Origin of the sequence: Pseudomonas sp. DD1 (genome assembly GCF_044510355.1) — a bacterium.
Lineage (GTDB): Bacteria > Pseudomonadota > Gammaproteobacteria > Pseudomonadales > Pseudomonadaceae > Aquipseudomonas > Aquipseudomonas shahriarae.
Map to the genome: position 1 here is coordinate 256,680 of NZ_MSAJ01000038.1, position 24,066 is coordinate 280,745.

Here is a 24,066-nt window from a genome sequence, read left to right on the forward strand (position 1 = left end):
TTTGCTTCAAGGTGACGAGGAATACCGGTGGATCGCTCTAATATGTTCAGCACAGCCCGTGGCACCCTGGCAGACCTCTCGCGAGGCAATCTGGGCGTGCCGCTGTTGCTGTTGGTCATGCTGGCAATGATGATGTTGCCGATGCCGCCGTTCCTGCTGGACGTGTTCTTCACCTTCAACATTGCCCTGTCCATCGTCGTTCTGCTGGTCTGCGTGTACGCCCTGCGTCCTTTGGATTTTGCGGTCTTCCCCACCATTTTGCTGGTTGCCACGCTGCTGCGCCTGGCCCTTAACGTGGCCTCTACGCGGGTGGTGATGCTGCACGGCCAGGACGGCCACGCCGCCGCCGGTAAGGTGATCCAGGCCTTCGGCGAGGTGGTGATCGGCGGCAACTATGTGGTCGGTATCGTGGTGTTCGCGATCCTGATGATCATCAACTTCGTGGTGGTGACCAAGGGTGCTGGGCGGATTTCCGAGGTGAGCGCGCGTTTTACCCTCGACGCCATGCCCGGCAAGCAAATGGCGATCGACGCCGACCTCAACGCCGGCCTGATCGACCAGAACCAGGCCAAGTCCCGCCGCTCGGAAGTGGCCCAGGAGGCCGAGTTCTACGGCTCCATGGACGGCGCCAGCAAGTTCGTGCGCGGCGACGCCATTGCCGGCCTGCTGATTCTGTTTATCAACCTGATCGGCGGCATGGCGGTCGGTATCTTCCAGCACGGCATGACCTTCGGCGATGCGGGCAAGGTGTACGCCTTGCTGACCATCGGTGACGGTTTGGTGGCGCAATTGCCATCACTGTTGTTATCTACAGCTGCGGCGATCATGGTGACCCGTGCGTCCGGCTCCGAAGACATGGGCAAGCAGATCAACCGCCAGATGTTCGCTTCGCCCAAGGCCCTGGCCGTGGCGGCCGGCATTATGGCAATCATGGGCATTGTGCCGGGCATGCCGCATTTCTCCTTCCTGACCATGGCCGCCCTGGCCGCCGGCGGGGCGTACTTGTTCTGGAAGAAGCAAAACACCATCAAGGTCCAGGCCTTGAAAGAGGTGGAGCGCCAGCAAGACCTGCTGCCATCGCCGGCCCGCGCCCAGGAAACCAAGGAGCTGGGCTGGGATGACGTGACCCCCATCGACATGATCGGCCTGGAAGTCGGCTACCGCCTGATTCCTCTGGTGGACCGCAACCAGGGCGGCCAGTTGCTGGCGCGGATCAAGGGCGTGCGCAAGAAGCTGTCCCAGGACCTGGGCTTTTTGATGCCCACCGTGCATATCCGCGACAACCTCGACCTGGCCCCCAGCGCCTACCGCCTGACGCTGATGGGCGTGACCCTGGCCGAAGCCGAGATCTACCCCGACCGCGAACTGGCGATCAACCCCGGCCAGGTATTCGGCACCCTCAGCGGCATAACCGCCAAAGATCCGGCTTTTGGCCTGGACGCGGTGTGGATCGAAGTCAGCCAGCGTAGCCAGGCACAGTCCCTGGGTTACACCGTGGTCGACGCCAGCACCGTGGTCGCCACGCACCTCAACCAGATTCTGTACAAGCACTCCCACGAGCTGATTGGTCACGAAGAAGTCCAGCAACTCATGCAATTGCTGGCCAAAGCCTCGCCTAAGCTGGCTGAAGAGCTTGTGCCGGGGGTATTGTCGCTGTCGCAACTGCTCAAGGTGTTGCAAGCGCTGTTGGCCGAACAGGTGCCGGTGCGGGACATTCGCAGCATTGCCGAGGCTGTCGCCAACAATGCCGCCAAGAGTCAAGATACTGCCGCGTTGGTAGCGGCGGTGCGCGTCGGATTGTCGCGTGCAATCGTCCAAAGCATTGTAGGGCTTGACTCTGAGCTGCCTGTAATCACCTTGGAACCAAGGTTGGAACAAATATTGCTCAATAGTATCCAGAAGGCAGGGCAAGGCCAGGAAGAGGGCGTTCTGCTGGAACCAAGCATGGCTGAAAAGCTGCAGCGTTCGTTGATCGACGCCGCACAGCGCCAGGAAATGCAGGGCCAACCGGTGATTCTGCTGGTGGCAGGCCCCGTCCGAGCGATGTTGTCGCGGTTTGGACGCCTGGCAGTACCGAATTTGCACGTTTTGGCTTACCAGGAAATTCCTGACAATAAGCAAGTGACTATCGTCGCGACAGTAGGGCCCAACGGCTGAGGTAGTGGGTTATGCAAGTAAAGCGTTTTTTCGCCGCCGATATGCGTCAGGCCATGAAGCTGGTTCGTGATGAGCTGGGCGCCGACGCGGCTATTATCGGTAACCGTCGCATTGCCGGCGGTGTCGAGCTGACGGCTGCCCTGGATTACAAACCCCAGGCCCTGGCGCCGCGTGTACCGAACATGGAACTCGAAGACGAGTTGCGCAAGACCGCCTCGCGTATTGTCTCGGCCCAGGCCGAACTGAGCATGCGGGGCGACAGCGATGCGACCACTAATCGCCAATTGTTTGCCGGCCTGCCGCTGACGGCGGCCGAGCCACTGGTAGAGCCGACTTTTGTCGAGCCGCCACGTCCCGCCGCGCCAGCACCGGCCGCTGCGGTTGACCAGCGCGTGTTTGACTCGATGCGTTTTGAACTCAATGGCCTGCGCGAGCTTTTGGAAGTGCAGTTGGGCTCGCTGGCCTGGAACCAGTTGCAGGGCAGCAAGCCGCAACAGGCTAACCTCTGGCGCCGCCTGCAACGCATTGGCCTGTCCGGCCCGTTGTCCCGCGACCTGCTGGAGCTGACCACCGGCATTGAAGAACCTCGCCAAGCCTGGCGCATGTTGCTGGCGCACCTGGCGCGGATGATCCAGACCCCGGAAATCGAACCCCTTGAAGAAGGTGGCGTGATTGCCATGGTCGGCCCTGCCGGCATGGGCAAGACCACCACCCTGGCCAAGCTGGCCGCCCGTTATGTTCTCAAGTACGGCGCCCACAACATTGCCCTGGTGAGCATGGACAGCTACCGCATCGGCGCGCAGGAACAGCTCAAGACCCTGGGCCGGATCCTCAATGTGCCGGTGACCCATGTCGACCCGGGCCAGTCCCTGGCCAACGCCCTCGACCCACTGCTGCGCAAGCGCGTGGTGCTGATTGATACCGCCGGCCTGCAAGCCAGCGACCCGGCATTGCGCATGCAACTGGAAAGCCTGGCCGGGCGCGGGATCAAGTCGAAAAATTACCTGGTACTTGCAACCACCAGCCAAAAACAGGTTCTGACTGCTGCGTACCACAGCTACAAGCGTTGCGGGCTGGCCGGTTGCATCCTGACTAAGCTGGATGAAACCGCAAGCCTGGGCGAAGTGTTGAGCCTTGCCATCAGCCATGAATTACCGGTCGCCTACCTGACCGACGGGCCGCGGATCCCGGATGACTTACATCTGCCGCGCCGTCATCAGTTGGTCAGCCGTGCGGTCAGTGTGCAAATGCAGGATGAACCCAGTGAAGAGGCGATGGCGGATATGTTCGCCGACCTCTATCACAACCCAGCCAAACGGGTCGGCTGAAAGGCAACATGAACACAGTGCAATGTACCTACATTGATGGTCTGCTACCGCGGCCACCCTATGTAGCCTGCGGCTAAGCAAGACAAGGTAAAGAAAGAACATGGGCAGCATGCATCCCGTACAGGTGATCGCGGTGACCGGCGGCAAAGGTGGCGTCGGGAAAACTAACGTGTCAGTGAATTTGTCCCTGGCCCTGGCAGAGCTTGGCCGCCGCGTCATGCTGCTGGATGCCGACCTGGGCCTGGCGAACGTTGACGTTCTGCTGGGACTGACGCCCAAACATACCCTGGCCGATGTCATTGAGGGCCGCTGTGAGCTGCGCGATGTGCTGTTGCAGGGGCCTGGGGGGATTCGTATCGTCCCGGCCGCCTCCGGCACCCAGAGCATGGTGCATCTGAGCCCGGCGCAGCATGCCGGCCTGATCCAGGCCTTCAGTGATATCGGCGACAACCTCGACGTGCTGGTGATCGACACCGCCGCCGGGATTGGCGAGTCCGTGGTCAGCTTCGTGCGCGCTGCGCAGGAAGTGTTGCTGGTGGTCTGCGACGAGCCCACCTCGATCACCGACGCCTACGCCCTGATCAAACTGCTCAACCGCGACTACGGCATGAACCGCTTCCGCGTGCTGGCCAACATGGCCCAGAGCCCGCAAGAAGGGCGCAACCTGTTCGCCAAGTTGACCAAGGTCACGGATCGCTTCCTCGATGTCGCCTTACAATACGTCGGCGCAGTTCCCTATGACGAGTGTGTGCGCAAGGCTGTGCAAAAGCAGCGTGCAGTCTATGAAGCGTTCCCTCGTTCGAAATGCGCGTTGGCGTTCAAGGCAATTGCTCAGAAGGTCGATACCTGGCCACTGCCCGCCAATCCCCGGGGGCATCTGGAGTTTTTCGTCGAGCGATTGGTGCATCAGACGAGTGCAGGACCGGTGCTATGACAGCCAGCGGCTACAACCTTTACAAAAAGTCGGCGCGTGACAGCCAGGGCGAATTGATCGAGCGCTATGCGCCCCTGGTCAAGCGCATTGCCTACCACCTGCTGGCACGCCTGCCCGCCAGTGTCCAGGTCGAAGACCTGATCCAGGCGGGCATGATCGGCCTGCTCGAAGTGTCGACCAAGTACGACGCGAGCAAGGGTGCGAGTTTCGAGACGTATGCGGGTATCCGTATCCGTGGCGCGATGCTCGATGAGGTGCGTAAAGGTGATTGGGCGCCGCGTTCGGTCCACCGCAATACCCGGATGGTGAGTGACGCAATTCGCTCAATTGAAGCAAAAACCGGTCGCGACGCTAAAGATCACGAAGTTGCGGCCGAACTCCAATTGAGTCTCGACGATTACTACGGGATTTTGAACGATACCTTGGGCAGCCGCCTGTTCAGTTTCGACGACCTGCTACAGGACGGCGAACATGAAGGGCTGCATGAGGATGGCGCGAGTGCTCACCAGGAGCCTTCACGCGACCTGGAAGATGAACGCTTCCAGGGCGCCCTGGCAGAGGCGATTGCCAATCTGCCGGAACGTGAGCGGCTGGTGTTGGCGCTGTACTACGACGAAGAGCTGAACCTCAAGGAAATCGGTGAGGTCCTGGGGGTCAGCGAATCGCGGGTCAGCCAGCTTCATAGCCAATGCGCGGCCCGCTTGCGGGGGCGTTTGGGAGAGTGGCGAGCGCGCTGACAGGCAGTGTGGGGACACTGCGAACGATAACCGCCAGGGCGCAAGCCCGGCGGGAGCGGCCCGTGATGTGCCCAGCAGTCCTTTTTGTGTAATGCCTGTTGAATGATATGGCGCGCCCAGGTGCTGGACGCGTTTAAGACTGCTTGGAGGTCGAATTGGACAAGAACATGAAAATCCTCATCGTTGATGACTTCTCAACGATGCGGCGGATCATAAAAAACCTGTTGCGTGACCTTGGGTTCACTAACACGGTCGAGGCGGATGACGGCATTACGGCGATTCCGATCCTCAACAGCGGGAGCATCGACTTTCTGGTAACTGACTGGAACATGCCTGGCATGACCGGCATTGATCTACTGCGCCACGTGCGCGCTGATGAAAAGCTGCGCAGCCTGCCTGTGCTGATGGTGACCGCTGAAGCCAAGCGTGAACAGATCATCGAAGCCGCCCAGGCCGGGGTCAACGGCTACGTGGTCAAGCCATTCACTGCACTGGCCTTGAAAGAGAAGATTGAAAAAATCTTCGAACGCATCGGTCATTGATGCTGCCACGGGGGAGCTATGGAGCATAAAGAATCATCGCAGGCCGACTTTGAGTCGACCCTGAAAAAACATGCTCACCAACTCGTCGAAAGCCTGGAAAAAGGCCAGTTCGGCGACGCAGTGCAGTTGATCCATGAGCTCAACCAGACCCGCGACCGCGGCCTGTACCAGGAAGTGGGCAAGCTCACCCGTGAGTTGCACAGTGCGATCGTCAATTTCCAGATCGACCCGCACATGCCCCAGGCCGAGGAAATCTCGCAGATCACTGATGCCACCGAACGCCTGTCCTATGTGGTCAGGCTGACTGAGGCGGCAGCCAATCGCACCATGGATCTGGTGGAAAACGCCACGCCCCTGGTGAACGGCATGGCCAACGAGGCCAAGGCGTTGAGCACCGACTGGGGCCGCTTCATGCGGCGCGAAGTGGGCGCTGAAGAATTTCGTGACCTGGCGCGTCGGGTCGAAGGCTTCCTGTCACGCAGCGAGCAGGAAAACCGCACGGTTTCCAGCAACCTCAATGACATTCTGCTGGCCCAGGATTACCAGGACCTTACCGGTCAGGTGATCAAGCGCGTGACCCTGCTGGTCACCGAAGTGGAAAGCAACCTGCTCAAACTGGTGCTGATGGCTGGCCAGGTCGACCGTTTTGCCGGTATCGAACACGACCGCGAAGCGATCCTCTCGGAAAAAGATCCACAAAAACACCTCGCCAAGGGTGAAGGTCCGCAGATTCATGCCGATAAACGTGAAGACGTTATGTCAGGTCAAGATGACGTAGACGATTTGCTGTCCAGTTTAGGCTTCTAAGGAGCACGCAATATGAGCTTCGGCGCCGATGAAGAAATCCTTCAGGATTTCCTTGTAGAGGCCGGCGAAATTCTAGAGCAGTTGTCCGAGCAACTGGTCGAGCTGGAAAGCCGACCGGATGATGCGAACCTGCTCAATGCAATTTTTCGCGGTTTTCACACTGTAAAAGGGGGCGCCGGCTTCCTCCAGCTCCATGAGCTGGTGGAGTGCTGCCACATCGCCGAAAACGTGTTCGACATCCTGCGCAAGGGTGAGCGGCACGTTGATTCGGAATTGATGGACGTGATCCTCGAAGCCCTGGACGCGGTCAACGGCATGTTCAATGAAGTGCGCGAACGCGCACCGATTACGGCTGCCACTCCGGAACTGCTGGCCGCCCTGGCGCGCCTGGCAGAGCCTGGCGCGGTAGCTGCCGCCCCGGTGGTTGAGGCGGCGCCTGAGCCAGTGGCCGAACCCGACGTCACTGACAGCGAGTTCGAGCAACTGCTGGACTCCCTCAATGCGGTCAAGGCCGAGGCAGAAGCCCCGGCCGCAGCTGCGCCGCCGATGGTGCCGACCACCGAAGACATCACCGACGCCGAGTTCGAGTCATTGCTCGACCAGTTGCACGGCAAGGGCCAGTTCGCCCCGGACGCCGTGGCAGCCGTACCGAAGCCGGTGGAGCCTGCTGCGCCAGCGGCCAGCACCGATATCACCGACGACGAATTTGAAGCACTGCTGGATCAGTTGCATGGCAAGGGCTCGTTTGCTGCCGAGGCGTTGCCGGCAGTCGCTGCGGCGGCTGCGGCTGCACCGGCTGCGGTGCCGGCTGCGGTGCCGGCTGCGGTGCCGGCTGCCGCTCCGGCGGCGGATGGCCTGATCAGCGATCACGAATTCGAATCCCTGCTGGACGAGTTGCACGGCAAGGGCAAGTTTTCCGAGGTGGCACCTGCCGCCGCAGCCGCCGCGACCGCCACCGCAGCGGTGGCCAAGCCGGCACCCGTTGCTGCCAAGGCCGCCGCACCGGCTCCCGCCCGTGCCGCCGCCCCGGCGCCAGCCCGCGCTCCGGCACCTGCCGACAAAGCCCCGGCCAGTGAAGCCGAAACCACCGTGCGGGTCGATACCGCGCGCCTGGACGACATCATGAATATGGTCGGCGAACTGGTGCTGGTGCGTAACCGCCTGGTACGCCTGGGCTTGAGCAGTGGCGACGAAGCCATGCAAAAGGCCGTGTCGAACCTCGACGTGGTCACTGCCGACCTGCAGACCGCGGTGATGAAGACGCGCATGCAGCCGATCAAGAAAGTCTTCGGGCGCTTCCCGCGCCTGGTGCGTGACTTGGCCCGGCAGTTGAAAAAAGAGATCGCCCTGGAACTGGTGGGTGAAGAGACCGACCTTGACAAAAACCTTGTCGAGGCCCTGGCCGACCCGTTGGTCCACTTGGTGCGCAACGCGGTCGACCACGGCGTGGAAACTCCGGAAGAGCGCGAAGCCAGCGGCAAGCCGCGCCTGGGCAAAGTGATCCTGGCGGCCGAACAGGAAGGCGACCATATCCTGCTGTCGATCACCGATGACGGCAAAGGTATGGACTCCAATATCCTGCGCGGCATCGCGGTCAAACGCGGCGTCATGGACAAGGACGCCGCCGACCGCCTGACCGATACCGAGTGCTACAACCTGATTTTCGCCCCGGGCTTCTCGACCAAGACCGAGATTTCCGATGTGTCCGGCCGTGGCGTGGGCATGGACGTGGTGAAGACCAAGATCAGCCAGCTCAATGGCTCGATCAATATTTACTCGACCAAGGGCCAAGGTTCGAAGATCGTCATCAAGGTGCCGTTGACCCTGGCGATCATGCCGACCCTGATGGTGATGCTGGGCAACCAGGCGTTCGCCTTCCCGCTGGTCAACGTCAACGAAATCTTCCACCTCGACCTGTCGCGCACCAACGTGGTCGACGGCCAGGAAGTGGTGATTGTGCGGGACAAGGCCCTGCCTCTGTTCTACCTCAAGCGTTGGCTGGTGGCGTCTGCCGCTCATGAAGAGCAGCGCGAAGGCCACGTGGTGATCCTGTCCGTGGGCACCCAGCGTATCGGCTTTGTCGTCGATCAACTGGTTGGCCAGGAAGAAGTAGTCATCAAGCCATTGGGCAAGATGCTGCAAGGAACGCCAGGCATGTCGGGTGCGACCATTACCGGTGACGGTCGGATCGCGCTGATTCTCGATGTTCCGAGCATGCTCAAGCGTTACGCCGCACGGCGTATTTGATTCGGCCCGGGCAGGGCGGTTGTCCCTCGCCCGGCCTAACGGAGTGGTTATGGTAGTCAAGGTTCTGGTGGTGGACGATTCGGGTTTCTTCCGCCGCCGCGTCTCGGAAATTCTTTCAGCGGATTCCAACATCCAGGTGGTCGGTACGGCCACCAATGGCAAAGAGGCGATTGATCAGGCCCTGGCATTGAAGCCGGACGTGATCACCATGGACTACGAGATGCCGATGATGGATGGCATCACCGCCGTGCGCCACATCATGCAGCGTTGCCCGACCCCGGTCTTGATGTTCTCGTCGCTGACCCACGAAGGCGCCCGGGTGACCCTCGACGCGCTGGACGCTGGCGCCGTGGACTTTCTGCCGAAGAATTTCGAAGACATCTCGCGCAACCCGGAAAAGGTCAAGCAGATGCTCTGCGAGAAGGTGCACAGCATCTCGCGCAGCAACCGCAGCAGCTTCCGCGCGCCGGTGGCTCCCGCCCCGGTACCGGCGCCGGCACCGACCAGCAGCAGTTTCGGGCGCCCGGCTCCTGCCCCGGTGGCACGGCCTGCCGTGCCCCCGACGCGTGCGCCGGCGCCCAGTGCCTCGTCGCCCGCGCCCAAGCGCAAGGCCTACAAGCTGGTGGCCATTGGCACGTCCACTGGCGGCCCGGTGGCCTTGCAGCGCGTCTTGACCCAGTTGCCGGCCAACTTCCCTGCGCCCATCGTGTTGATCCAGCATATGCCCGCCGCGTTCACCAAGGCCTTTGCCGAGCGCCTGGACAAGCTGTGCCGCATCAGCGTCAAGGAAGCCGAAGACGGCGACATCCTGCGCCCAGGCCTGGCGTTGCTGGCCCCCGGTGGTAAGCAAATGATGGTCGACGGTCGCGGCGCGGTGAAAATCCTGCCGGGTGACGAGCGCCTGAACTACAAGCCGTGCGTGGATATCACCTTCGGTTCGGCGGCCAAGTCCTACGGTGACAAAGTTCTGGCGGTGGTCCTCACCGGCATGGGCGCCGACGGTCGTGAAGGCGCGCGCCTGCTCAAGCAGGGCGGTAGCTCGATCTGGGCCCAGGACGAAGCCAGTTGCGTGATCTATGGCATGCCCATGGCTATCGTCAAGGCCGACCTGGCCGACGCGGTCTACAGCCTGGATGACATCGGCAAGCACCTGGTGGAGGCCTGTCACTGATGGATGTGTTGAGCCTGGTTGGGATCCTTCTGGCGTTTGTCGCCATTATCGGTGGCAACTACCTGGAAGGCGGCCATCTTGGCGCGCTGGCCAACGGTCCGGCGGCGCTGATCGTGATCGGCGGCACCGTCGGCGCGGCGCTGTTGCAGTCGCCCCTGAGCTCATTCAAGCGGGCGATGCAGATCCTGGTGTGGATCATTTTCCCGCCACGCGTGGACCTGGCCGGCGGTATCGACCGCGTGGTCAACTGGAGCCTCACCGCGCGCAAGGAGGGCCTGCTGGGCCTGGAAGGCGTGGCCGATGCCGAACCCGACAGCTACGCACGCAAAGGCCTGCAACTGCTGGTGGACGGCGCCGAGCCGGAAGCCATCCGCAGCATCCTCGAAGTGGACTTCTACACCCAGGAAAGCCGCGATATCAACGCGGCCAAAGTCTTTGAAAGCATGGGCGGCTACGCGCCGACCATCGGCATCATCGGTGCGGTGATGGGCTTGATCCACGTGATGGGCAACCTGGCCGACCCCTCGCAACTGGGCAGCGGCATTGCCGTGGCGTTCGTCGCCACCATCTATGGCGTGGCCAGTGCCAACCTGCTGCTGCTGCCGATTGCCAGCAAGCTCAAATCCATTGCCATGCGCCAGTCCCGTTACCGGGAAATGCTGCTGGAGGGCATCCTGTCGATTGCCGAGGGTGAGAACCCACGCTCCATTGAATTGAAGCTCCAGGGCTTCATGGATTGATGGGGGGTATTGCCTGTGAGCCGTCGCCGCCGCGAGCCTGAAGAGCACGTCAATCATGAACGCTGGCTGGTGTCCTACGCCGACTTCATCACCTTGCTGTTCGCCTTTTTTGTGGTGATGTACTCCATTTCCTCGATCAACGAAGGCAAGTACAAGGTTATCTCCGAAGCCCTGGTAGGCGTATTTACCGATTCGGACCGGGCCCTCAAACCGATTCCCATTGGCGACGAACGGCCCAAGACCACCACCCCGGCCAAACCCCTGGTCAAGGACAGCGACGAGACTGACGCCGGCATCAGTGGCGGCAGCGACCCGCTCAAGAGCATCGCCGACGATATCAGCGCGGCGTTTGGCGACCTGATCAGCTCCAACCAGATGACCATTCGTGGCAATGAGTTGTGGGTGGAGATCGAGCTTAACTCCAGCCTGCTGTTCGCCAGCGCCGATGCCATCCCCAGCGACATAGCCTTCAGCATCATCGACAAGGTGGCGGCCATCCTCAAACCCTTCGACAACCCGATCCACGTCGAAGGCTTTACCGATGACCAGCCGATCCATACCGCGCAATTTCCCACCAACTGGGAACTGTCGTCGGCGCGCTCGGCGAGCATCGTGCGCATGCTGGCGATGCAGGGTGTGAACCCCGGGCGCCTGGCGTCGGTGGGGTACGGCGAATTCCAGCCGGTGGCCAATAATGCGACGGCCGAAGGTCGCGCGCGCAACCGACGGGTAGTGTTGGTGGTGTCGCGCAACCTCGATGTGCGGCGCAGCCTGACTGCCACCGGTGCGGCCAATGCACAACCTGATGCTGCAATGAAGCGGGCTGGCACACAAACTGCACCGACGCCCGTAAAGCCGCCGGTTCGTGAGAGTGCCGTCAATTCTCTGTCACCGGCTCTATAACCTCGTGCTATTTCTCGGTCGAGCCAGTGCCTGCCGGGAGGAACAATCCGAATGAGAGTCTGGGCAGTTGCCAATCAAAAAGGTGGGGTCGGCAAGACCACCACCTCCATCGCCTTAGCCGGCCTGCTGGCCGAGGCGGGCAAGCGCGTGGTCATTGTCGACCTGGATCCCCATGGCTCGATGACCAGCTATTTCGGCTACGACCCCGATGCCCTGGAACACAGCTGCTTTGACCTGTTCCTGCACAAGGGCAGCGTCCCCGCAGGCTTGCCCGGGCAACTGCTGCTGCCCACCAGCAACGAGAAGATTTCCCTGTTGCCCTCCAGCACCGCCCTGGCCACCCTTGAGCGCCAGTCGCCGGGGCAGAGCGGCCTGGGCCTGGTGATCGCCAAGAGCCTGGCGCAACTCTGGCAGGACTTCGACTACGCCATCATCGACAGCCCGCCATTGCTCGGCGTACTGATGGTCAATGCCCTGGCGGCCAGCCAGCAGCTGGTGATCCCGGTGCAGACCGAGCACTTGGCGGTCAAGGGCCTGGAGCGCATGGTCAACACCCTGGCGATGATCAACCGTTCGCGCAAACAGGCGTTGCCGTTCAGCATCGTGCCGACCCTGTTCGACCGTCGCACCCAGGCCTCCCTCGGCACCCTGCGCGTACTGCGCGATGCTTACCCCGAGACCATCTGGCAAGGCTATATCCCGGTGGACACGCGCTTGCGTGACGCCAGCCGCGCCGGCCTCGCGCCCTCGCAATTCGATGGCAAAAGCCGTGGCGTGCTGGCGTACCGCGCCTTGCTCAAGCATCTGCTGGCCCAGCAACTTGTGGCGCAGGTGGCGTGAAATGAACAACCCTGTAGGAGCGAATCTTGCCCGCGATGGGTTTTGCCTGATGTCACGGACTTTTGATTCAAGTCCGAGCGCGGGCAGGCCGATAACCTTTGAATACACGGTTAACGGTGCGTGCGCGTGGGCATACAGATGAATCGTCCTGTCGATATCAAGACCCGGCCGCAACTGGCGCTGCAGTCCTACCTGGACGCACTGCTGCAGGATGCGACCGAGGAAGTGCTGGTCGAGCCGATCCTGGTGCTGGATGAAGTGCTGGCGGTGCCTGTGGTCGAGGCTGAGGCCAGCCTGGATGAGTTTCAACTGGCGGTCCTCGAAGAGCAGGCCCGTGATGCGTTGGCGGTGCCTGTCGCCGTCGCGGTTGTGGAAACGCCTGCACCCCTGGTGCTGGTGCCGCCGGTGGCCGAGGTGCATCGACCGCCGAGCATTACGCCGCCACCGGTGGAAACCGATGGTCGGCCAGCGTGGGCTGCCGAGTCGTTCGAATGCCTGCTGTTCGATGTGGCCGGGTTGACCCTGGCGGTGCCGCTGGTGTGCCTGGGGTCGATTTACTCCCTGGAAGGCCAGGAATTGACGCCGTTGTTTGGCCAGCCGGAGTGGTTCCTCGGGATCCTGCCGAGCCAGGCCGGCAACCTCAAGGTGCTGGATACTGCGCGCTGGGTGATGCCCGACCGCTATCGCGACGATTTCCGCCAGGGCCTGCAATACGTGATCTCGGTGCAGGGCTACGAATGGGGGCTGGCGGTGCATCAGGTCAGCCGTTCGCTGCGCCTGGACCCCAATGAAATCAAATGGCGCAGCCACCGTGGCCAGCGGCCATGGCTGGCGGGCACCGTGATCGAACATATGTGCGCGCTGCTGGATGTCGCCGAATTGGCGGAGCTGATAGCCAGCGGCGCGGTAAAAGATCTGCCAGGTAACAAACGTACTTGATAAGAGGCGCAGTACCACGGTGCTGCCAAAGAAGAACACACGCCGTTATCAACGGTATTTGAAGGGGTCAGGGGTATGAATAAGTCAGCGTCCGCACAGGGTTTGGATGATCCGATTCTGCAATGGGTAACCTTCAAGCTGGACAACGAGTCTTACGGCATCAACGTGATGCGCGTGCAGGAAGTGCTGCGCTACACCGAAATCGCGCCAGTGCCGGGTGCGCCGAGCTACGTGCTGGGCATCATCAACCTGCGTGGCAACGTGGTGACCGTGATCGACACGCGCCAGCGTTTTGGCCTGATGCCGACTGAAGTCAACGACAACACGCGTATCGTCATCATCGAAGCCGACAAGCAAGTGGTCGGGATCATGGTCGACAGCGTGGCTGAAGTGGTTTACCTGCGCCAATCGGAAGTCGAGACCGCGCCGAATGTCGGCAATGAAGAATCGGCCAAGTTTATCCAGGGTGTGTGCAACAAGAACGGCGAGCTGCTGATCCTGGTTGAGCTGGACAAGATGATGAGCGAAGAAGAGTGGTCGGACCTGGAGAACATCTGATTGATGCTTGAGGTAGCGGTAATCGTCCTGGCCCTGCTGTGGGTCGGGACTGTAGTGGTATTGCTGCGCCATATGCGCCAGCAACGCGAATTGGCCTTGCAACAGGCCGAGCGCGACGCCGTGCGTGACCAGCGCCTGCGCGAGATGGCCAAGCGCGTGGACAACTACCAGCAAAGCGCCGTGCGGGTAGGGGAGGACGTGCACGAACTGCGCGCCATCCTCGCCCCGTTGCCCGACAAACTGTCGGCACTGGAACAGCGCGACCCGGCCAACCTGTCTTTTGCCCAGGCGGCAAAACTGGTGGGCATGGGCGCTACGGTGGACGAACTGACCCAATCCTGCGGCCTGACCCAGGCCGAGGCACAGTTGATGAGCAAGTTGCACAAAAGCTGACACTGTACTGATTCAAATGTGGGAGCGGGCTTGCTCGCGAAAGCGGTGGGTCAGTCAATACATATACCGACTGACCCACCGCCATCGCAGGCAAGCCAGCTCCCACACTTGTTTTTTGTCGCCCCCACTTCCAGCACTCGCCGCAGTTCCAATGTGGGAGTTGCACAAAAGCTGACACGCTATTGATTCAAATGTGGGAGCAGGCAAGCCAGCCCACACTTATTTTTACCGCCCCCACTTCCAGCACCCGCCGCAATTCCCATGTGGGAGCGGGCTTGCCCGCGATGGCGGTGTGTCAGCCAAGGCTGTACCGACTGACCCGCCGCCATCGCAGGCAAGCCAGCTCCCACACTTGTTTTTTGTCGCCCCCACTTCCAGCACCCGCCGCAGTTCCCATGTGGGAGCGGGCTTGCTCGCGAAAGCGGTGGGTCAGTCAATACATGTACCGACTGACCCACCGCTTTCGCGAGCAAGCCCGCTCCCACATTTTTTGATCTGTGTGCATCCTCGAAACGTCAGTAATCATCCCCGCGCGCCGTCACATCCCGCTCCACTGGCTCGGCATTCGGGTCATACCCCGCCGGGAACTTGCCTTTGAGCGTCCAGGCAAACGCAATAATCTCGGCGATGGTGCGGTACAGCTCTTCGGGAATGCTGTCACCCAACTCCATGCGCGCCAGCAGTTTCACCAGCTCGGCATTTTCATAAATCGGGACTTCATGTTCGCGCGCCAACTTCAGGATGGCTTCGGCCAGGGCGTCGTCGCCTTTGGCGGTCAGGGCGGGGGCGGCTTTGCCGTCGTATTTGAGGGCGATGGCCTGGCGTGGTGGGTTGGGGTTTTTCATGCGGTTTCATCCACCCAGCGTTGTTCCAGCCCGGTCTTTGGCCCGCGGGGCGGGGTGCCGAGGTGGCAGTCGAGGTCGCCGACATTGAGGCCCGACGACACCAGGCGCTCGCGCAGGCTGCCCAGGTGGCTTTCGATCAGGCTGGCGGTGTAGGGGCGGGTGGCCCATAGCTGGCTGGACAGTTTGCCCTGGCTCAATTGTGCCTGGACCTGCAAGGGGCCCAGGGGCTCCATGTCGAAGGCCAGTTCCACGCGCCACAGCATCTTCTTCGCGTCGCGTTCGATCTTGCGTTCCGGCTCGTCCTTGTCCGGCGCCGGCTCTTCGCGCTGGAACTTGACCTGCAGCGGCACGATGTCTTGCAAGGTGCGCATGGGGATTTCCAGTTGCCAGGTGGTTTGCAGGCGGCCATCGGCGGTGGTGCCACTCTGTTCCAGGCTCGACAGTTGATGGCTCTGCAAGCGCGAGATGGCGCCGGCGGCCAGGCGCAGCAGGTTTTCCAGGCTGTTTTCACCGTCCAGGCGCTGCAGCAGGCGCTCCGGCAATGGGAAGCCGCCCGGCGCGTTGCGGGCGCCCACCTGGCCGAGGGTACCCAGCGGGCTGCGGACAAAGCTGGGCAGCATCTGCGCCAGGGTATTGGCGGCCAGGATTGCATTGAGGTTGGTGTTGGCGGGCAGGGCGGGTAGCAATTCGTTGACCAGGCGCAGCAGGCTGCCCTTCATATCCAGCGGCGGCACTTGCGGGTTTTGCCCGGCCAGCAGCTTGGCTTCAAGGAACACGCCGCTGTTGTGCAGCAGTTGTGCCAGCACCCTGGGGTTGCTGACCTGCGCCACATCCGGCAGCCCGGCCAGCAGGCGATCGACGGCTGCGCGCAATTGTGCGGAGGTGTCATCGGGCAGGTTTTTCAGGGCATTGAACACCCCTTCCAGCGAGGCCTGGCGGCTTTGCTGGGCGGCCAGTTGCTGGCTGACCGCCAGTTGATCGCGCAGCCCGCTCAGGGGCACGAAATCCAGGGTCTGCGCACCCTGCACCACGGCACTCAACAAGCTACCGACGCGCAGCGGTTGCGGGCTTTCCAGGGTCAGGGTGGTACCGCTCAGGGCGTTGTTGAGCACCGACACCAGCGAACGGTATAGCGCCGGTTGCCCGGCGCCCTGGGGCAGCATCTGCGAGGTCAGCACCTTGGCCTGGAGCAAGGTGCCCACCGGCAACTGGTGGGTGTCGATGCGGGTCAGGGCGGCAACATTGGCGCTGAGGGCCTGCTGCAGGCTGATCGCCAGGTCGCCCGATGCCGTCTGGCTCACCGCCACGTTGCTGCCCAGGGGCAGTGGCTGGCTGCTCGCGGCCTGCACCAGGGTTTGCCGGCCACCTTCAAGGGTCAGCTTGAGCAACAGCTGAAAGGCTTCACCGCCTTGCTTGAGCGCCAGGACCTCGGCGTTCACGGTTTTGCCGGCGTCGATCAACCCAGTCTGCGGCTCCAGCAGTTTCAGCAGTTCGCCCACCGCAGGCGCAGGCCTGGGCCCGGAGGCCGGGGCAGGGGGCAGGGTCGGAAGGTTGATGTCACCGGTCATCGTGGCCGCCGTCTCAAGGAAATTGCCCTCTTTAGAGTAGGGCATCACATGTATAATGCCGCCCGTCTTCAAAGAGCGGGTCAAAAACATCTCAACTGATTGATCCAGCTCTCTAAAACAGGCCGCCAATGCAGTTATTGTGCATCTCTTTAACGGCCGTTCCACCGCCGACTTGAACCGTAAAGGCCCGCGATCTTGTGACCAGCCCCCTACTTGAAGCCGTTGCGCTTGCCTGTGAGCGAGACCTGCGGATGCTGTTCGAACACCTCGAGTTGCGGCTGTCGGCGGGCGACATGGTGCAGATCAGCGGCCCCAACGGCAGTGGCAAGACCAGCCTGCTGCGCCTGCTGGCCGGTTTGATGCAGCCCACGGCAGGCCAGGTGCGCCTCAATGGCAAGCCGCTGCAAGAGCAACGCACGGAGCTGGCGCGCAATCTGGTGTGGATCGGCCACGCTGCGGGGATCAAGGATGTGCTGACGGCCGAAGAAAACCTCAGTTGGCTCAGCGCCCTGCATCATCCGGCCCCGCGCGCATCCATCTGGCAGGCCCTGGCGGCCGTCGGGCTCAAGGGCTTCGAAGATGTGCCGTGCCATACCCTGTCGGCCGGCCAGCAGCGCCGGGTGGCCCTGGCCCGCCTGTACCTGGAGGGCCCGCCGTTGTGGATCCTCGACGAACCCTTCACCGCCCTCGACAAGCAGGGCGTGGCGCAGCTCGAAGAACACCTGGCCCGGCATTGCGAGCAAGGTGGCATGGTGGTCCTCACTACCCACCACACCTTGACCCGCATGCCTGCCGGTTACCGCGACCTGGACCTGGGACGGTGGTCGGTATGAGTGTATTTGCCCTGTTGGTCGCCCGCGAAGCCCGTTTGCTGTGTCGCCGCCCGGCTGAACTGGCCAACCCGCTGGTGTTCTTCGCGATTGTCATCGCGTTGTTCCCGTTGGCGGTCGGTCCCGAGACTAAACTGTTGCAAACCTTGTCTCCGGGACTGGTGTGGGTCGCTGCCCTTTTGTCCGTCCTGCTCTCGCTGGACGGGCTGTTTCGCAGTGATTTCGAAGATGGTTCCCTTGAACAGTGGGTCCTTTCGTCGCACCCCCTGCCTCTTCTGGTTCTGGCCAAGGTACTGGCACACTGGGCCTTCTCCGGCCTGGCGCTGGTCCTGCTCGCACCGCTGCTGGCGATGATGCTGGGCCTGCCCGCCGAATGCCTGCCCGTCTTGCTGGCCTCGTTGTTGCTAGGTACCCCGGTGCTGAGCCTGCTGGGGGCGGTGGGTGCGGCACTGACGGTGGGCCTGAAACGTGGGGGGCTGTTGCTGGCCTTGCTGATTCTGCCTTTGTATATCCCGGTATTGATCCTGGGCAGCGGCGCCTTGCAGGCCGCGCTCATGGGGATGCCGGCGACCGGTTACCTCTTGTGGCTTGGCAGCCTGACCGCCCTGGCGGTAACCCTGACACCCTTTGCTATAGCGGCCGGCCTGAAGATCAGCGTCGGCGAATAATGAGGTCTGACCCGGTATTTTCACTGCGTCAGTAAAGACCCTAAGCTTCTTGCAACGACAAGAAGCAACCGTGATGGAAACAGCAATGAACTGGACCTGGTTTCACAAGCTCGGCTCGCCCAAGTGGTTCTACGGGATCAGCGGCAAAATGCTGCCCTGGCTCGCCGTCGCCGCCTTCCTGCTGATCGGTATCGGCCTGGTCTGGGGCCTGGCCTTCGCACCACCGGACTACCAGCAGGGCAACAGCTTTCGCATCATCTATATCCACGTGCCCGCCGCGTTGCTGGCCCAGTCCTGCTACGTGATGCTCGCGGTGTGTGGCATTGTCGGGCTGGTGTGGAAGATGAAGCTGGCCGACGTCGCTCTGCAATGCGCGGCGCCCATCGGTGCGTGGATGACCGCGGTGGCGCTGCTCACCGGGGCAATCTGGGGCAAACCGACCTGGGGCTCGTGGTGGGTCTGGGATGCGCGACTAACGTCCATGTTGATTCTGCTGTTTCTGTACTTCGGTCTGATTGCCCTGGGCAACGCGATCAGCAATCGTGACAGCGCCGCCAAGGCCTGCGCGGTGCTGGCGATTGTCGGCGTGATCAATATCCCGATCATCAAGTACTCGGTGGAGTGGTGGAACACCCTGCACCAGGGCGCCACCTTCACCCTCACTGAAAAACCGGCGATGCCCGTGGAAATGTGGGCGCCGCTACTGCTGATGGTTCTGGGCTTCTACTGCTTCTTCGGCGCAGTGTTGCTGATGCGCATGCGCCTCGAAGTGCTCAAGCGTGAAGCCCGCGCCAGTTGGGTCAAGGTCGAAGTGCAAAACAGCCTGGGAGCCCGTGGATGAGTTTCGCCTCTTTCAGTGATTTTCTCGCCATGGGCCACCACGGCCTGTACGTCTGGACCGCCTATGGCATCAGCCTGGCAGTCCTGGCCCTCAACGTTGTTGCGCCGATCGTGGCCCGCAAGCGTTACCTGCAACAAGAGGCGCGTCGTCTGCGCCGGGAGACCGATAAGTGAATCCGCTGCGTAGAAAGCGTCTGTTGATCATCCTTGCCATCCTGGTGGGCGTCGGCATAGCCGTAGGCCTGGCCTTGAGTGCCCTGCAGCAGAACATCAACCTGTTCTACACCCCGACCCAGATCGCCAATGGCGAAGCGCCGCAAGACACGCGGATCCGTGCCGGTGGCATGGTCGAGGCCGGTTCCCTGAAGCGCTCCGGCGACTCGCTGGACGTGACCTTCGTGGTTACCGACTTCAAAAAATCCGTGACCATCACCTACCGCGGCATCCTCCCGGACCTGTTCCGCGAAGGGCAGGGCATCGTGGCCCTGGGCAAGATCAACGCCCAGGGCGTGGTGGTGGCCGATGAAGTGCTGGCCAAGCACGATGAGAAATACATGCCGCCGGAAGTGACCAAGGCCCTCAAAGACAGCGGCCAATCCGCGCCCACCCCAGCCAAGGAGGGTTAAGCAATGACCTCTACATTGTTTATTCCCGAGTTGGGCCAATTGGCGATGATCCTCGCCCTGTGCTTTGCCATCGTCCAGGCCATCGTCCCGCTGCTGGGCGCCTGGCGCGGCGACCGGCTGTGGATGAGCCTGGCGCAGCCCGCCGCCTGGGGCCAGTTCGCGTTCCTGGCGTTCGCCTTCGGTTGCCTGACTTACGCGTTTATGACCGACGACTTTTCCGTCGCCTATGTGGCCAGCAACTCCAACAGCGCCTTGCCCTGGTACTACAAGTTCAGCGCCGTGTGGGGCGCCCACGAAGGCTCTCTGCTGTTGTGGGCCCTGATCCTCGGCGGCTGGACCTTTGCCGTGTCGGTGTTCTCCCGGCAGTTGCCGCAAGTCATGCTGGCGCGGGTGCTGGCGGTGATGGGCATGATCAGCATCGGCTTTTTGCTGTTCCTGATCATGACCTCCAACCCGTTCGAGCGGATCTTGCCGCAGATTCCCGTGGATGGTCGCGACCTCAACCCGTTGCTGCAGGATATCGGCCTGATCGTCCACCCGCCGATGCTGTACATGGGCTATGTGGGCTTCTCCGTGGCCTTCGCCTTTGCCATCGCCGCCTTGCTCGGCGGGCGTCTTGATGCCGCCTGGGCGCGCTGGTCGCGGCCATGGACCATCGTCGCCTGGGCCTTCCTCGGCATCGGCATCACCCTGGGCTCGTGGTGGGCCTATTACGAACTCGGCTGGGGCGGCTGGTGGTTCTGGGACCCGGTGGAAAACGCCTCCTTCATGCCCTGGCTGGTGGGCACGGCGTTGATCCACTCCCTGGCCGTCACCGAAAAACGCGGCGTGTTCAAGAGCTGGACCGTGTTGCTGGCCATTGCCGCCTTCTCCCTGAGCCTGCTGGGCACGTTCCTCGTGCGTTCCGGCGTGCTGACCTCGGTGCACGCGTTCGCCGCCGACCCTGAGCGTGGTGTGTTCATCCTGATCTTCCTGCTCTGCGTGGTCGGTGGCTCGCTGACCCTGTTTGCCCTGCGCGCGCCGGTGGTCAAGAGCCACGTGGGCTTCAACCTGTGGTCGCGGGAAACCCTGCTGCTGGGTAATAACCTGGTGCTGATCGTTGCGGCCTCGATGATCCTGCTGGGCACTCTGTACCCGCTGGTGCTCGATGCCCTGACTGGCGCCAAGCTGTCGGTCGGCCCGCCGTACTTCAACGCGTTGTTCATTCCGTTGATGGGCCTGCTGATGGTGGTAATGGCCATCGGCGTGCTGGTGCGCTGGAAAGACACCCCGGTCAAATGGCTGCTGGGCATGTTGATCCCCGTGCTGCTGGGCAGTGCTGCACTGTCGGTGGTTGCCGGGATTGCCTACGGCGACTTCAACTGGGCAGTGCTCGCCACCTTTATGCTCGCGGCCTGGGTGTTGCTGGCCGGCGTGCGCGATATCTTCGACAAGACCCGGCACAAGGGCCTGATCAAAGGCCTGCCAACCCTGACCCGCAGCTACTGGGGCATGCAGATCGCGCACATCGGTATCGCCGTGTGCGCCCTGGGCGTGGTGTTGTCCAGCCAGAACAGCGCCGAGCGCGACCTGCGCCTGGCCCCTGGCGAGTCCATGGACCTGGCCGGCTACCAGTTCGTCTTTGAAGGCGCCAAGCACTTCGAAGGGCCGAACTTCACCTCCGACAAAGGCACCGTGCGTGTGCTGCGCAACGGCAAGCAAATCGCCGTGCTGCACCCGGAAAAACGCCTGTACACCGTACAGAGTTCGATGATGACCGAAGCCGGGATCGACGCCGGGTTCACCCGTGACCTGTATGTCGCCTTGGGCGAACCCCTGGGCGAGGGCGCCTGGGCCGTGCGGGTCCACGTCAAGCCGTTTGTGCGCTGGATCTGGTTCGGCGGCCTGCTGACCGGCTTCGGTGGTTTGCTGGCAGCGATGGACCGGCGTTACCGGGTCAAGGTCAAGAGCCGGGTGCGTGAAGCCCTCGGCATGCAGGGAGCTGCGGTATGAAGCGTTGGTTGATGGTATTGCCACTGGCGGTGTTTCTGCTGGTCGCGGTGTTTTTGTATCGCGGCCTGTACCTGGACCCGGCCGAGCTGCCGTCGGCGATGATCGGCAAGGCGTTCCCGGCGTTCTCGTTGCCTACGGTGCAGGGCGATAAAACCCTGACCCAGGCAGACCTGATCGGCAAACCGGCGCTGGTCAACGTGTGGGCCACCTGGTGCATCTCCTGCCGCGTGGAGCACCCGGTGCTGAACAAGCTGGCGGAGAAGGGCGTGGTGATCTACGGCATCAACTACAAGGACGACAATGCAGCGGCCTTGAAGTGGCTGGCGGAATTCCACAACCCATACCAGTTGGACGTGCGCGATGAAGACGGCAACCTGGGCTTGAACCTCGGCGTCTACGGTGCCCCGGAAACCTTCTTTATCGACGCCAAGGGCGTGATCCGCGACAAGTTCGTGGGGGTGATCGACGAAGTGGTCTGGCGCGAACAACTGGCGGCCAAGTACCAGGCCCTGGTGGACGAGGCCAAGCCATGAAGCGTTGGTTGACCGCCGCAGTACTGGCCCTGGGCCTGGTGGGCGTGGCCCATGCCGCCATCGACACCTACGAGTTTGCCCGCGATGGCGACCGTGAGCGTTTCCGCGAGCTGACCAAGGAACTACGCTGCCCCAAGTGCCAGAACCAGGACATCGCCGACTCCAACGCACCGATTGCCGCCGACCTGCGCAAAGAGATTTTCCGCATGCTGGGCGAGGGCAAGGACAATCAGCAGATCATCGACTTCATGGTCGATCGCTATGGTGATTTTGTCCGCTACAAGCCAGCGCTGACCAGCAAGACCGCCTTGCTTTGGTTTGGCCCCGCCGCCCTGTTGCTGGGTGGCCTGGTGGTCATGGCCGTGATCGTCCGCCGTCGCCGTGCGGCGCCTACCGATGGTTCTGATGCGCTATCTGCCCAAGAGCGCCAACGCCTCGACCAACTGCTGGACAAAAAAACTGATGATTGATTTCTGGCTCGCAGCTGGCCTGCTGCTCCTGGTTGCCTTGAGTTTCCTATTGATCCCGGTGTTGCGCGTACGTCGCGCCCAGCGTGAAGAAGACCGCACCGCGTTGAACGTCGCGCTGTATCAGGAACGTGTTGCTGAACTGCAAACCCAACAAAGCGAAGGCGTGCTCAACGCGGCGCAACTCGATACCGGCCGCGCCGAAGCCGCCCGTGAATTGCTGGCCGATACCGAAGGCGTGGAAAAGCCCCGCGAATCGCGCCTTGGCAAGCCGCTGCCACTGCTGGCCGCCGTGCTGGTGCCGGTGTTGGGCCTGGGGCTGTACTTGCATTACGGCGCCATCGACAAGGTTGAACTGACCCGCGAATTCGCCCAGCCGCCGGTATCCCTCGCCGACATGACCCAGCGCCTGGAACGGGCTGCGGCGGCGCAACCGGATTCGGCCGAAGGCTTGTACTTCCTGGGTCGCGCCTACATGGCCCAGGATCGTTCGGCCGACGCGGCCAAGGTCTTCGAGCGCACCGTGGCCCTGGCCGGTCGCCAGCCCGAGTTGCTCGGGCAGTGGGCCCAGGCGCAGTACTTTGCCAACAACAAACAGTGGTCGCCGCAGCTTCAGGCCCTGACTGACGAAGCGTTGAAACTCGACCCGAAGGAAGTCACCAGCCTTGGCCTGTTGGGCATCGCCGCCTTTGAAGGGCAGCGTTACCAGGAAGCCATCGACTACTGGAACCGTCTGTTGGCCTTGTTGCCGGAGAAAGACAATTCCCGCTCAGCGCTGCAAGGCGGCATCGACCGCGCGGCCGAGAAGTTGAAAGAGGGCGGCGGTGCCGTCGCGCCAACTACCAAGACCGCCGTGATGAAAGTACGCGTGGACCTGGCGGCAGACGTCAAAGCCCGCGCTCTGCCGACTGACAGCGTATTTATCTTCGCCCGCGCCGTTTCCGGCCCGCCAGCGCCATTGGCCGCCAAGCGCGTCACCGTGGCCGATCTGCCGGTGACCGTCGAACTGGGCGATGCCGATGCGATGATGCCGCAGTTGAAACTGTCCAACTTTCCCGAAGTCCAACTGGTTGCGCGCATCTCACGGGCCGGTCAACCGACTGCCGGCGAGTGGATCGGCCGCAGTCAACCCCTGGCCAGCAGCACCACCGCGACCCAGCAGTTGACCATCGACAGTCCGGATAAATAATTTCGAGGAAATCCCCATGACCGCCATCGCTCGTATCACCCTGCTCAGTCTGGTCTTGGGCTTGAGCGCTTGCGCGGTCCATCGGCCACCTCCAGCCCCTACGGGCCCGACCATTCCACCGTCGGGCCCCTCGACCCAGCCGGTAACCAAACCTTCCGGCCCGGTCACCGCCCCCGCCAAGCCCTTGCCCAGCAAGTCCCCAACCTTCGCCC

25 protein-coding genes and 1 pseudogene are annotated in these 24,066 nt (G+C 62.2%); 24 read left to right on the forward strand and 2 right to left on the reverse strand.

Annotation, left to right across the window (positions count from 1 at the left end; genetic code table 11):
* The first annotated feature begins 42 nt into the window (after positions 1-42).
* The 14 genes from flhA to PSFL_RS25680 all read left to right on the forward strand — a co-directional run bounded on the left by flhA (position 43) and on the right by PSFL_RS25680 (position 14,296).
* Complete coding sequence (gene flhA, locus PSFL_RS25615) at positions 43-2,157, forward strand: flagellar biosynthesis protein FlhA (protein ID WP_178112294.1); 2,115 nt, start codon at positions 43-45, stop codon at positions 2,155-2,157.
* Between the two features lie 11 nt (positions 2,158-2,168).
* Positions 2,169-3,485 (forward strand): flagellar biosynthesis protein FlhF, encoded by a 1,317-nt coding sequence (flhF, locus tag PSFL_RS25620; RefSeq protein ID WP_029292553.1) that lies wholly within the window; start codon positions 2,169-2,171, stop codon positions 3,483-3,485.
* A gap of 100 nt (positions 3,486-3,585) precedes the next feature.
* Positions 3,586-4,419, forward strand: a complete 834-nt coding sequence (gene fleN, locus PSFL_RS25625) for a flagellar synthesis regulator FleN (RefSeq protein WP_003192912.1) — start codon at positions 3,586-3,588, stop codon at positions 4,417-4,419.
* Positions 4,416-5,156 carry an RNA polymerase sigma factor FliA gene (gene fliA / locus PSFL_RS25630; protein ID WP_029292560.1) on the forward strand — a complete coding sequence of 247 codons (741 nt, stop codon included), beginning with the start codon at positions 4,416-4,418 and terminating at the stop codon, positions 5,154-5,156. The genes fleN and fliA overlap by 4 nt, the downstream gene beginning before the upstream one ends.
* 167 nt (positions 5,157-5,323) lie before the next feature.
* Positions 5,324-5,698, forward strand: a complete 375-nt coding sequence (locus PSFL_RS25635; protein ID WP_005790040.1) for a chemotaxis response regulator CheY — start codon at positions 5,324-5,326, stop codon at positions 5,696-5,698.
* An 18-nt stretch (positions 5,699-5,716) separates the two neighbouring features.
* Positions 5,717-6,505, forward strand: a complete 789-nt coding sequence (locus PSFL_RS25640; protein ID WP_057438816.1) for a protein phosphatase CheZ — start codon at positions 5,717-5,719, stop codon at positions 6,503-6,505.
* Positions 6,506-6,517: 12 nt separating this feature from the next.
* Complete coding sequence (locus tag PSFL_RS25645) at positions 6,518-8,752, forward strand: chemotaxis protein CheA (RefSeq protein ID WP_397470628.1); 2,235 nt, start codon at positions 6,518-6,520, stop codon at positions 8,750-8,752.
* 49 nt (positions 8,753-8,801) lie between these two features.
* Entirely contained in the window at positions 8,802-9,923 is a 1,122-nt protein-coding gene (locus tag PSFL_RS25650) for a chemotaxis response regulator protein-glutamate methylesterase (RefSeq protein ID WP_397470629.1), read from the forward strand.
* Complete coding sequence (locus tag PSFL_RS25655) at positions 9,923-10,663, forward strand: flagellar motor protein (protein WP_029292570.1); 741 nt, start codon at positions 9,923-9,925, stop codon at positions 10,661-10,663. Before PSFL_RS25650 ends, PSFL_RS25655 begins: the two co-directional genes overlap by 1 nt.
* A gap of 15 nt (positions 10,664-10,678) precedes the next feature.
* Positions 10,679-11,566, forward strand: a complete 888-nt coding sequence (gene motD, locus PSFL_RS25660) for a flagellar motor protein MotD (protein ID WP_057438819.1) — start codon at positions 10,679-10,681, stop codon at positions 11,564-11,566.
* Positions 11,567-11,617: 51 nt separating this feature from the next.
* Positions 11,618-12,406 (forward strand): ParA family protein, encoded by a 789-nt coding sequence (locus PSFL_RS25665; RefSeq protein WP_057438820.1) that lies wholly within the window; start codon positions 11,618-11,620, stop codon positions 12,404-12,406.
* A gap of 138 nt (positions 12,407-12,544) precedes the next feature.
* Entirely contained in the window at positions 12,545-13,345 is an 801-nt protein-coding gene (locus PSFL_RS25670) for a CheW domain-containing protein (protein ID WP_057438821.1), read from the forward strand.
* A gap of 75 nt (positions 13,346-13,420) precedes the next feature.
* Positions 13,421-13,903 carry a chemotaxis protein CheW gene (locus PSFL_RS25675; RefSeq protein ID WP_032859076.1) on the forward strand — a complete coding sequence of 161 codons (483 nt, stop codon included), beginning with the start codon at positions 13,421-13,423 and terminating at the stop codon, positions 13,901-13,903.
* Positions 13,904-14,296: a DUF2802 domain-containing protein gene (locus tag PSFL_RS25680; RefSeq protein ID WP_057438822.1), complete on the forward strand. Its 393-nt coding sequence runs from the start codon at positions 13,904-13,906 to the stop codon at positions 14,294-14,296.
* A 515-nt stretch (positions 14,297-14,811) separates the two neighbouring features.
* Here PSFL_RS25680 and PSFL_RS25685 read toward each other — a convergent pair.
* On the reverse strand, positions 14,812-15,141 hold the full coding sequence (locus PSFL_RS25685; RefSeq protein ID WP_057958955.1) for an EscU/YscU/HrcU family type III secretion system export apparatus switch protein: 330 nt from the start codon (positions 15,139-15,141) through the stop codon (positions 14,812-14,814).
* On the reverse strand, positions 15,138-16,709 hold the full coding sequence (locus tag PSFL_RS25690; protein ID WP_120732252.1) for a flagellar hook-length control protein FliK: 1,572 nt from the start codon (positions 16,707-16,709) through the stop codon (positions 15,138-15,140). The genes PSFL_RS25685 and PSFL_RS25690 overlap by 4 nt, the downstream gene beginning before the upstream one ends.
* A gap of 197 nt (positions 16,710-16,906) precedes the next feature.
* Between PSFL_RS25690 and ccmA the strand changes: the two genes are divergently transcribed.
* From ccmA to PSFL_RS25740, 10 genes and pseudogenes are all read left to right on the forward strand, one after another.
* Positions 16,907-17,542, forward strand: a complete 636-nt coding sequence (gene ccmA, locus PSFL_RS25695; protein ID WP_115127672.1) for a cytochrome c biogenesis heme-transporting ATPase CcmA — start codon at positions 16,907-16,909, stop codon at positions 17,540-17,542.
* The gene (gene ccmB / locus PSFL_RS25700) at positions 17,539-18,207 is read left to right on the forward strand and encodes a heme exporter protein CcmB (RefSeq protein ID WP_032859085.1); all 669 of its coding nucleotides are present in this window, start codon (positions 17,539-17,541) and stop codon (positions 18,205-18,207) included. Before ccmA ends, ccmB begins: the two co-directional genes overlap by 4 nt.
* 85 nt (positions 18,208-18,292) lie before the next feature.
* Entirely contained in the window at positions 18,293-19,048 is a 756-nt protein-coding gene (locus PSFL_RS25705) for a heme ABC transporter permease (protein ID WP_057958958.1), read from the forward strand.
* Entirely contained in the window at positions 19,045-19,221 is a 177-nt protein-coding gene (ccmD, locus tag PSFL_RS25710; protein ID WP_170059860.1) for a heme exporter protein CcmD, read from the forward strand. Before PSFL_RS25705 ends, ccmD begins: the two co-directional genes overlap by 4 nt.
* Complete coding sequence (ccmE, locus tag PSFL_RS25715) at positions 19,218-19,673, forward strand: cytochrome c maturation protein CcmE (protein WP_057438826.1); 456 nt, start codon at positions 19,218-19,220, stop codon at positions 19,671-19,673. Before ccmD ends, ccmE begins: the two co-directional genes overlap by 4 nt.
* Before the next feature lie 3 nt (positions 19,674-19,676).
* Positions 19,677-21,665 carry a heme lyase CcmF/NrfE family subunit gene (locus PSFL_RS25720; RefSeq protein ID WP_169961357.1) on the forward strand — a complete coding sequence of 663 codons (1,989 nt, stop codon included), beginning with the start codon at positions 19,677-19,679 and terminating at the stop codon, positions 21,663-21,665.
* The gene (locus PSFL_RS25725) at positions 21,662-22,198 is read left to right on the forward strand and encodes a DsbE family thiol:disulfide interchange protein (protein WP_397470630.1); all 537 of its coding nucleotides are present in this window, start codon (positions 21,662-21,664) and stop codon (positions 22,196-22,198) included. The genes PSFL_RS25720 and PSFL_RS25725 overlap by 4 nt, the downstream gene beginning before the upstream one ends.
* Positions 22,195-22,668: a cytochrome c-type biogenesis protein gene (locus PSFL_RS25730; protein ID WP_057438827.1), complete on the forward strand. Its 474-nt coding sequence runs from the start codon at positions 22,195-22,197 to the stop codon at positions 22,666-22,668. Before PSFL_RS25725 ends, PSFL_RS25730 begins: the two co-directional genes overlap by 4 nt.
* Positions 22,661-23,854, forward strand: a complete 1,194-nt coding sequence (gene ccmI / locus PSFL_RS25735; protein WP_057438828.1) for a c-type cytochrome biogenesis protein CcmI — start codon at positions 22,661-22,663, stop codon at positions 23,852-23,854. The genes PSFL_RS25730 and ccmI overlap by 8 nt, the downstream gene beginning before the upstream one ends.
* Positions 23,855-23,870: 16 nt before the next feature.
* Positions 23,871-24,066: pseudogene (locus PSFL_RS25740) on the forward strand (hypothetical protein); the annotation flags it as partial.

What these genes read in the sequence shown, in the direction of transcription:
- flhA (WP_178112294.1), top strand. Translation starts at nt 43, where the DNA reads ATGTTCAGCACAGCCCGTGGCACCCTGGCAGACCTCTCGCGAGGCAAT.
- flhF (WP_029292553.1), top strand. Translation starts at nt 2,169, where the DNA reads ATGCAAGTAAAGCGTTTTTTCGCCGCCGATATGCGTCAGGCCATGAAG.
- fleN (WP_003192912.1), top strand. Translation starts at nt 3,586, where the DNA reads ATGGGCAGCATGCATCCCGTACAGGTGATCGCGGTGACCGGCGGCAAA.
- fliA (WP_029292560.1), top strand. Translation starts at nt 4,416, where the DNA reads ATGACAGCCAGCGGCTACAACCTTTACAAAAAGTCGGCGCGTGACAGC.
- PSFL_RS25635 (WP_005790040.1), top strand. Translation starts at nt 5,324, where the DNA reads ATGAAAATCCTCATCGTTGATGACTTCTCAACGATGCGGCGGATCATA.
- PSFL_RS25640 (WP_057438816.1), top strand. Translation starts at nt 5,717, where the DNA reads ATGGAGCATAAAGAATCATCGCAGGCCGACTTTGAGTCGACCCTGAAA.
- PSFL_RS25645 (WP_397470628.1), top strand. Translation starts at nt 6,518, where the DNA reads ATGAGCTTCGGCGCCGATGAAGAAATCCTTCAGGATTTCCTTGTAGAG.
- PSFL_RS25650 (WP_397470629.1), top strand. Translation starts at nt 8,802, where the DNA reads ATGGTAGTCAAGGTTCTGGTGGTGGACGATTCGGGTTTCTTCCGCCGC.
- PSFL_RS25655 (WP_029292570.1), top strand. Translation starts at nt 9,923, where the DNA reads ATGGATGTGTTGAGCCTGGTTGGGATCCTTCTGGCGTTTGTCGCCATT.
- PSFL_RS25665 (WP_057438820.1), top strand. Translation starts at nt 11,618, where the DNA reads ATGAGAGTCTGGGCAGTTGCCAATCAAAAAGGTGGGGTCGGCAAGACC.
- PSFL_RS25670 (WP_057438821.1), top strand. Translation starts at nt 12,545, where the DNA reads ATGAATCGTCCTGTCGATATCAAGACCCGGCCGCAACTGGCGCTGCAG.
- PSFL_RS25675 (WP_032859076.1), top strand. Translation starts at nt 13,421, where the DNA reads ATGAATAAGTCAGCGTCCGCACAGGGTTTGGATGATCCGATTCTGCAA.
- PSFL_RS25685 (WP_057958955.1), bottom strand. Translation starts at nt 15,141, where the DNA reads ATGAAAAACCCCAACCCACCACGCCAGGCCATCGCCCTCAAATACGAC.
- PSFL_RS25690 (WP_120732252.1), bottom strand. Translation starts at nt 16,709, where the DNA reads ATGACCGGTGACATCAACCTTCCGACCCTGCCCCCTGCCCCGGCCTCC.
- ccmB (WP_032859085.1), top strand. Translation starts at nt 17,539, where the DNA reads ATGAGTGTATTTGCCCTGTTGGTCGCCCGCGAAGCCCGTTTGCTGTGT.
- PSFL_RS25705 (WP_057958958.1), top strand. Translation starts at nt 18,293, where the DNA reads ATGAACTGGACCTGGTTTCACAAGCTCGGCTCGCCCAAGTGGTTCTAC.
- ccmD (WP_170059860.1), top strand. Translation starts at nt 19,045, where the DNA reads ATGAGTTTCGCCTCTTTCAGTGATTTTCTCGCCATGGGCCACCACGGC.
- PSFL_RS25720 (WP_169961357.1), top strand. Translation starts at nt 19,677, where the DNA reads ATGACCTCTACATTGTTTATTCCCGAGTTGGGCCAATTGGCGATGATC.
- PSFL_RS25725 (WP_397470630.1), top strand. Translation starts at nt 21,662, where the DNA reads ATGAAGCGTTGGTTGATGGTATTGCCACTGGCGGTGTTTCTGCTGGTC.
- PSFL_RS25730 (WP_057438827.1), top strand. Translation starts at nt 22,195, where the DNA reads ATGAAGCGTTGGTTGACCGCCGCAGTACTGGCCCTGGGCCTGGTGGGC.
- ccmI (WP_057438828.1), top strand. Translation starts at nt 22,661, where the DNA reads ATGATTGATTTCTGGCTCGCAGCTGGCCTGCTGCTCCTGGTTGCCTTG.